The sequence below is a fragment of the Nocardioides sp. genome (assembly GCF_036374615.1).
Lineage (GTDB): Bacteria > Actinomycetota > Actinomycetes > Propionibacteriales > Nocardioidaceae > Nocardioides.
The window spans coordinates 1-6960 of sequence record NZ_DASUTK010000116.1; the positions used below are offsets into that span (position 1 = coordinate 1).

Below are 6960 nucleotides of genomic sequence, written 5' to 3' on the forward strand. Positions count from 1 at the left end.
CCGAGGTGGCCGAGCAGGGCGTCACCGTTGTCGAGGGGCAGCCAGAGGTACTTGCCGCGCCGCCTGGCCTCCTCGATCCGGCGGCCGGTGAGGGCCAGCGCGAAACCCTCGGGACCCCGCGGGTCGCGGCGGACGGGTCGCGGGTGGAGTACGTCGACCCGGGTGATGGTCCGGCCGAGCACGTGGCGGGCGAGGCCGGCACGGACGACCTCGACCTCGGGGAGCTCGGGCACCGGGTCTCAGTCGGCGTCGGCGGTGATGTCCGCCGCCCCGAGGTCGGCCGCGATCTCGCCGTACGCCGTCTCCGCCGCGGCCTGCTCGGCCTCCTTCTTGGAGCGGCCGACGCCGTTGCCGTACAGCGCGTCACCGACCCTCACCTGGGCGGTGAACGTCTTCATGTGGTCCGGTCCGTCGTCCTCGATGACGTACTCGGGGACGCCGAGCCCGTGCTCGGCGGACAGCTCCTGGAGCGAGGTCTTCCAGTCGAGCCCGGCACCGAGTGCGGACGCCGCCTCGATGAGCGGGTCGAAGAGCCGATGGATGGTCACGGCGGACGCCGCGAAGCCGCCGGAGAGGTGGATGGCGCCCAGGACGGCCTCGACGGTGTCGGAGAGGATCGAGGCCTTGTTGCGGCCGCCGGTGGCCTGCTCGCCGCGACCGAGCTTGACGTAGTGGCCGAGTGAGATCTCTCGGCCGACGCCGGCCAGCGCGCGGGCGTTGACCACGGCCGCACGCAGCTTGGCCAGGCGGCCCTCGGAGAGCTCCGGGTGGCTGCGGTAGAGCGTCTCGGTCACGATCACGCCGAGGACGGCGTCACCGAGGAACTCCAGCCGTTCGTTGGTGGGGAGACCACCGTTCTCGTAGGCATAGGAGCGGTGCGTGAGTGCGCGCTCAAGCAGCTCGGGGTCCAGGACCGGATCCCCCAGCGCTGCGCGCAGCTCCGCGTAGTTGCTCAACCCTGACCGACGTGAGGTCTCAGAGAACCTGACGACGGTCGGCGCGCGCGCCGTACTGGCCGCACTCGCCGCACGCCCGGTGCGGCAGGTGCTTGGCGCCGCACGCCGGGTTGGCGCACGTCACCAGGTTCGGCGCAACGGCCTTCCACTGCGAGCGACGGTGACGCGTGTTGCTACGCGACATCTTCCGCTTCGGAACAGCCACTTGTCTCTCCTCGTACCGCGGCCGGTCCTCCCGGCCTGTTGTCCCGCCCGGGTTCCCGGTCGGGGTCAGTCTGTGTCGTGCTGTACGTCGTGCTCTGGTTCCTCCAGGGCCGCGGCCAGCCCGGCCCACCGCGGGTCCACCGCCGCCTCGTGTGCATGGTCCGGGTCGTCTGCCAGGCGAGCGCCACACTCGACGCACAGCCCAGGGCAGTCGTCCCTGCACAACGGCTGGAACGGCAGTGCGAGCACCACCGCGTCCCGCAGTTGTGGTTCGAGGTCGAGCAGGTCTCCCTCGAGCCGGCTGGCCTCGTCGTCCTCCTCGCCCTCGGCCGCGTGGGACTGCTGGTCGGAGTACACGTACAGCTCCTGGAACGTCACGTCGACCTCGTCGTCGATCTGTTCCAGGCACCGCGCGCACTCGCCCTCGAGCGCGACGGTTGCCGCGCCCGTGACCAGCACTCCCTCCATGACCGCCTCGAGCCGCAGGTCCAGCTGGACCGGCGAGCCTTCGGGGACGCGCAGGACTTCGATGCCCAGCTCTGCTGGAGCCGGCACCGTCATGGTCACCTCGTGCTGGGACCCCGGGCGGCGACCGAGCTCGCGGGTGTCGAGCACGAGCGGCGCTCTCGGGTCCAAGCTGTTCAGAGGATCACTTTCCGGGTCCGGGAACGGCAGAACTGCGTACCAATGTAACGGTCAGCGCCGCACGGCAGCAAAGTGGCGCAACCACCGGGCAGGTCTCACTCGGCGGTGTCGGACTCCTCGAACCGCCGCACCAGCGCCTCGTGGACGAAGTCTGGGACCAGCCCGGAGACGTCGCCTCCGAACTGGGCGATCTCCTTGACCAGGCTCGAGGCGAGGAACGACCACTCCGGGCTCGTGGGCATGAAGACGGTCTCGACGTCGGTCAGGGAGGCGTTCATCTGAGCCATCTGCAGCTCGTAGTCGAAGTCGCTGACGGCGCGCAGCCCCTTGACGATGGCGGCGATGCCCTCCGCGCGGCAGAAGTCGGTCAGCAGCCCGGTGAACGCCGACACCCGCACGTTGTCCCAGGTCGAGCACGCCTGCCGCAGCATGTCGAGGCGCTCGTCGGCGCTGAAGAGCCGGCTCCGCTTCGACGGGTTCACCCCGACGGCCACCACGACCTCGTCGAAGAGGCCGGCGGCGCGTCCGATGACGTCGAGGTGACCGTGTGTCACCGGGTCGAACGACCCGGGGCAGACTGCTCGGCGCACTAGTGGCTACTCCTGGTCCTGGCTGGGCGCGATGCTGGTCGACCGGTTGGCCGCGCTCGTGGCGGCGTGACCGTACCAGAGCGTCGTCTCGCCGTAGCGGCGCTCACGCAGGTCGGTGAAGTCCCCGGGGAAGGCGGGCGAGTCGCTGCGAGACGAGCGTTCGACGACCACCATCGCGCCGGGGACCAGCCAGTCGAACTCGTGGAGGGCGTGCAGGTCCGCGTCGACCTCCTCGGAGCCGAGCGGGTACGGCGGATCGAGATAGGCGATGTCGTACGGCGCTGCCGGTGGCCGGCGCAGGGTGGTGGCGACGCTGGAGACGATCAGGTCGGCGCCTGCGAACCCGATCGCCTTCGCGTTCTCACGGATCAAGGCGGTCGCTCGGCGGTCCTGCTCGACCAGCGTGACCACGCCGGCCCCCCGCGACCACGCCTCCAGGCCGACTGCGCCCGAGCCGGCGTACAGGTCGAGGAACCGCAGCCCGCTCAGCGAGCCGCACCAGGACTCGATGCTGGAGAAGAGCGCCTCGCGGACGCGGTCGCTGGTGGGCCGCGTCTGCATCCCCCGCTGGGTCTGCAACCGCCGTCCGCCCGCAGCTCCCCCGATGATGCGAGTCATGGCCTGGAACACCCCGGAGGTTCGGCGGCGCTCCTCATGCCTTCTCCATGAACTCAGACTGCCGTGAATGCTCGAGGTGCGCCACCGCCCGGGCGAGCTGCGGCGTCGAGGCGAGGTCCTCGTCGGCGGCGAGCAGGGCTTCGGCGGCCTCGCGCGCCGCGATGATCGTCTTCTCGTCCCGGAGCACGCGAAGCGTGCGGAGACTGGAGCGGAACCCGCTCTGCGAGCGTCCCAGGACATCGCCCTCGCGGCGCTGCTCGAGGTCGACCCGGCTGAGCTCGAACCCGTCGGTGGTCGCGGCGACCGCGTCGAGGCGCTCGCGCGCCGGCGATCCGTCGTCGGCCCGCGACACCAGGAGACACAGCCCCGGAAGGCCGCCGCGGCCCACGCGGCCCCGCAGCTGGTGGAGCTGTGAGACCCCGAACCGGTCGGCGTCCATCAGCACCATCGTGGTGGCGTTGGCGACGTCGACGCCGACCTCGATCACGGTGGTGGACACGAGCACGTCGATCTCGCCGGCCGCGAACGACCGCATGGTGCGGTCCTTCTCGTCGGCGGGCAGTCTCCCGTGGAGCATCGCGAGGCGGAGCCCTGCCAGTGGTCCCTGCTCGAGGTGAGGCAGCAGCTCCTCCACGGCGGTCAGCTGGACCTTGGGCGTGACCACGTTGTCGTCCTCGTCGACGTCGAGCTGGTCGGTCTCGCCCTGCTCCGACACGTCACCGCTGATCCGGGGGCACACGACGTAGACCTGGTGGCCGGCGCCGACCTCCTCGCGGACCCGCTCCCACACCCGGTCCAGCCAGTGCGGGTGGTCGACGAGCGGCACGACGTTTGTCTGGATGGGTGCCCGGCCCGCGGGCAGCTCGCTGAGCACCGATGTCTCGAGGTCGCCGAAGACCGTCATCGCGACCGTGCGTGGGATCGGCGTCGCGGTCATGACGAGGACGTGGGGCGGCGTCCCGGCCTTGTCGGTCAGGGCGGCACGCTGCTCGACACCGAACCGGTGCTGCTCGTCGACCACCACGAGGCCGAGGTCGGCGAAGTCGACGGCTTCCTCGAGCAGGGCGTGGGTGCCGATCACGATGCCTGCCTCGCCACTGGCGATCCGGGCCAGCGCCTCGCGCCGCTGGGCTGCCCCCATCGAGCCGGTGAGGAGGGCGATCGTGGTGCCCTCGGCGGAGCCCCCGAGCATGCCGCCCGAGGCAAGGTCGCCGAGCATGGCCGCGATCGACCGGGCGTGCTGCTGCGCCAGCACCTCGGTCGGGGCCAGCAGCGCGGCCTGCGCGTCGCTGTCGACCACCCGCAGCATCGCGCGCAGCGCGACCAGCGTCTTGCCCGAGCCGACCTCCCCCTGGAGCAGCCGGTTCATGGGGTGGGGCTCGGCGAGATCGTGCTCGATCCGGGCGCCCACCTCGCGCTGCCCCGCGGTGAGCGTGAACGGCAGCCGCTCGTCGAAGGCAGCCAGCAGGCCGCCACGGTCACCGGTGCGAGCCTGGGCCCCCACGGCGCGCTGCTGTGCCCGACGACGGGCCAGCACCAGCTGGGTGATCAACGCCTCCTCGAACCGGAACCGCTTCTGTGCGGCTCCGACCTGCTGGTAGTCGTCGGGGCCGTGGATCCAGCGCAGCGCGGTCATGACGTCGAGCAGCCCGTGCTCACGTCGCAGGTCCTCCGGCACCGGGTCCGGGACGTCCTGCACCAGGTCGAGCGCGCCCTGGACGACCTTCTGGACGTCCCAGGAGTAGAGCTTGGAGGTCACGCGGTAGATCGGCAGCAGCCCCTTCACACTGGCGGCGAGACCGCCGTCACCCTCCTCGTCGAACATCACCGAGTGGGGCTGGGCGATCTGCCAGGTCGTGCCGAACCGCTTGGCCTTGCCGACGAACATCCCGAGCTTCCCGGGCGCCATCCGGCGGGCCTCCTTCTCGGCCTGGCTGTCGTAGGGGCTGAAGAAGGACAGCGAGAAGTCCGGACCGTTCGTCGTGATCCGGACCTCGACCCGGTAGCTCATCCGATGCGTGCGCCGGTCTCGGAACGGCTTGATCTCGCTCGCGGTGACCTCGCCGACGACGGAGATCGCCTCACCCTCGACCGGCTCGGCGACGTCGCTGACCTCCGTGGTCTTGACGTAGCGGCGCGGGAAGTAGAACAGCAGGTCCTCGACCGTCTCGATGCCCAGTCCGTCGCGGACCAGCTGTCGCTTCTTGTGTGACTTGCCGAAGACGCTCGCGACCGGGGAGTCGACCGTGATCACTCGACACCCACCAGCAGCGGGTACCGGTCCTGACCTCCGTCGTAGACCAGGACGTCGACGTGGGCGTGGTGCTCCTCGACGTACGCCGTGCACCGCCCGGCCAGGTCGACAGCGCACTCCTTCCCGCGCACGATCGTCACTAGCTCGCCACCGCCACCGAGCAGCCGGTCGAGCACGGCGGTGGCCACGGCGTACAGGTCGTCGCCGATGACGGCGAAATCGCCCTCGACCACGCCGAGCACGTCGCCGGGCTCGCACGGCCCCGCCATCGTCATCGCCCGCTTCGCCGCGACCGTGACCGCCCCGTGCCGCGCGTGCCGAGCGGTGGCGGTCATCTCCAGCACGTCCTGGTCGAACGCGCGCCCCGGTTCGTGCACCGCGAGCGCCGCCAGTCCCTGCACCTGGGCCACGGTCGGTACCACGACCACCCGGATGCCCTCGTCGCTCTCGGCGGTGCGGGCGGCGATCTCGGCGACCCGGACGGAGTCGGGGTCGTTGGGCAGGATCACGACCTCGCCCGCCCCGGTGGCCAGGATCGCGTCGAGGACGTCACGGGTGCTGGGGCGGTGACCCGGGCCGCCGATCACGACCTCGGCGCCGGCCCCGGCGAAAAGGGACGCGAGGCCCTCCCCCGCCGCGACCGCGACGATCCGACGACCGGTGCGCTCAGCCGTGCGCTGACGTGCACCCGCGACCTGTTCGGCGAAGTGGGTCACCTGCACCCGGTGAGGCCGACCCGCGTTGATCCCGGCCTCGATCGCGGCACCGACGTCGTCGACGTGGACGTGGACGTTCCACAACCCGTCGCCGCCGACCACGACGAGCGAGTCGCCCAAGGGCGCGAGAGCCGAGCGCAGCGGCGGGATCCGGTCGTCCTCGGCGTCGAGCAGGTACATCACCTCGTACGCCGGCCCGTCCTCGGTCAGGTCGTCGGTGGGCACCGGCACGGGGATCCGGTGGCTGCCGAAGCTGGACGGGGCGACGGGTGGACGACGGCCGGTCAGGACCGTCTCGGCCGCGTCGAGGATCACGCTGAGACCGCGGCCACCGGCGTCCACGACCCCCGCGTCCCGGAGTGCGGCCAGCTGTTCGGGAGTGCGGGCCAACGCCTCGCGCGCTGCCGCGGCTGCGGCAGTGAACACCTCGCGGACCCGCGCCTGGGGCCCCGCCACCCGCGCTGCGGCGTCCGCGGCCGCCCTCGCCACGGTCAGGATCGTGCCCTCCACCGGCTCCCCGACGGCGGCATAGCTGGCGTCGGTGGCTTCGCCGAGCGCCTCCGCGAGGATGACCGCGTTGCGCTCCTCCGGGGTCGCCCGGCTGATCCGGTGGGCGATCGCGCCGAGCATCTGGCTGAGGATCACCCCGGAGTTGCCGCGCGCGCCGAGCAGGGCGCCGCGGCCGAGCGCGGCGAGTGCCGTCCGCAGGTCGACGTCCACCTGCGCGGCCTCCCGGATCGCGTCCCGCGCAGCGGAGACGGTGAGGTAGAGGTTGGTGCCGGTGTCGCCGTCCGGCACCGGGAACACGTTCAGGGCGTCGATCTCCTCGCGAGCGTCGGCGAGCGCGTCGGTGGCGACATCGACGAACCGGAGCACGACCTCGAGCGTGATCGTGCCGCTGCTGGGTGCCAACATGTCCTGGTGCGTCCTTCGACTGTTCCGGGCCGGTCCGGTTCGGTTGCGACAGGTTAGTACCG

General features: G+C 71.6%; 8 protein-coding genes. All 8 read right to left on the reverse strand.

The annotated features are described in order from the left end of the window. Positions 1–233 (reverse strand): DNA-formamidopyrimidine glycosylase family protein (locus VFZ39_RS09340; protein ID WP_330865467.1); only part of this gene is annotated, 233 nt, incomplete at its 3' end. Positions 234–239: 6 nt separating this feature from the next. Beyond that, positions 240–956 (reverse strand): ribonuclease III, encoded by a 717-nt coding sequence (gene rnc, locus VFZ39_RS09345; protein WP_330865468.1) that lies wholly within the window; start codon positions 954–956, stop codon positions 240–242. Between the two features lie 19 nt (positions 957–975). Continuing rightward, positions 976–1161, reverse strand: coding sequence for a 50S ribosomal protein L32 (gene rpmF, locus VFZ39_RS09350; protein WP_330865469.1), 186 nt, complete (start codon positions 1159–1161; stop codon positions 976–978). A 65-nt stretch (positions 1162–1226) separates the two neighbouring features. Beyond that, positions 1227–1805, reverse strand: a complete 579-nt coding sequence (locus tag VFZ39_RS09355; RefSeq protein ID WP_330865474.1) for a YceD family protein — start codon at positions 1803–1805, stop codon at positions 1227–1229. A 95-nt stretch (positions 1806–1900) separates the two neighbouring features. Beyond that, a complete protein-coding gene (gene coaD / locus VFZ39_RS09360; RefSeq protein WP_330865470.1) occupies positions 1901–2395 on the reverse strand; it encodes a pantetheine-phosphate adenylyltransferase in 495 nt (164 codons plus the stop codon). A 6-nt stretch (positions 2396–2401) separates the two neighbouring features. Beyond that, positions 2402–3013 (reverse strand): 16S rRNA (guanine(966)-N(2))-methyltransferase RsmD, encoded by a 612-nt coding sequence (gene rsmD, locus VFZ39_RS09365; protein WP_330865471.1) that lies wholly within the window; start codon positions 3011–3013, stop codon positions 2402–2404. A gap of 34 nt (positions 3014–3047) precedes the next feature. Next, complete coding sequence (locus VFZ39_RS09370) at positions 3048–5267, reverse strand: ATP-dependent DNA helicase RecG (RefSeq protein ID WP_330865472.1); 2220 nt, start codon at positions 5265–5267, stop codon at positions 3048–3050. After that, on the reverse strand, positions 5264–6898 hold the full coding sequence (locus tag VFZ39_RS09375) for a DAK2 domain-containing protein (protein WP_330865473.1): 1635 nt from the start codon (positions 6896–6898) through the stop codon (positions 5264–5266). The genes VFZ39_RS09370 and VFZ39_RS09375 overlap by 4 nt, the downstream gene beginning before the upstream one ends. Between the last annotated feature and the right edge of the window lie 62 nt (positions 6899–6960).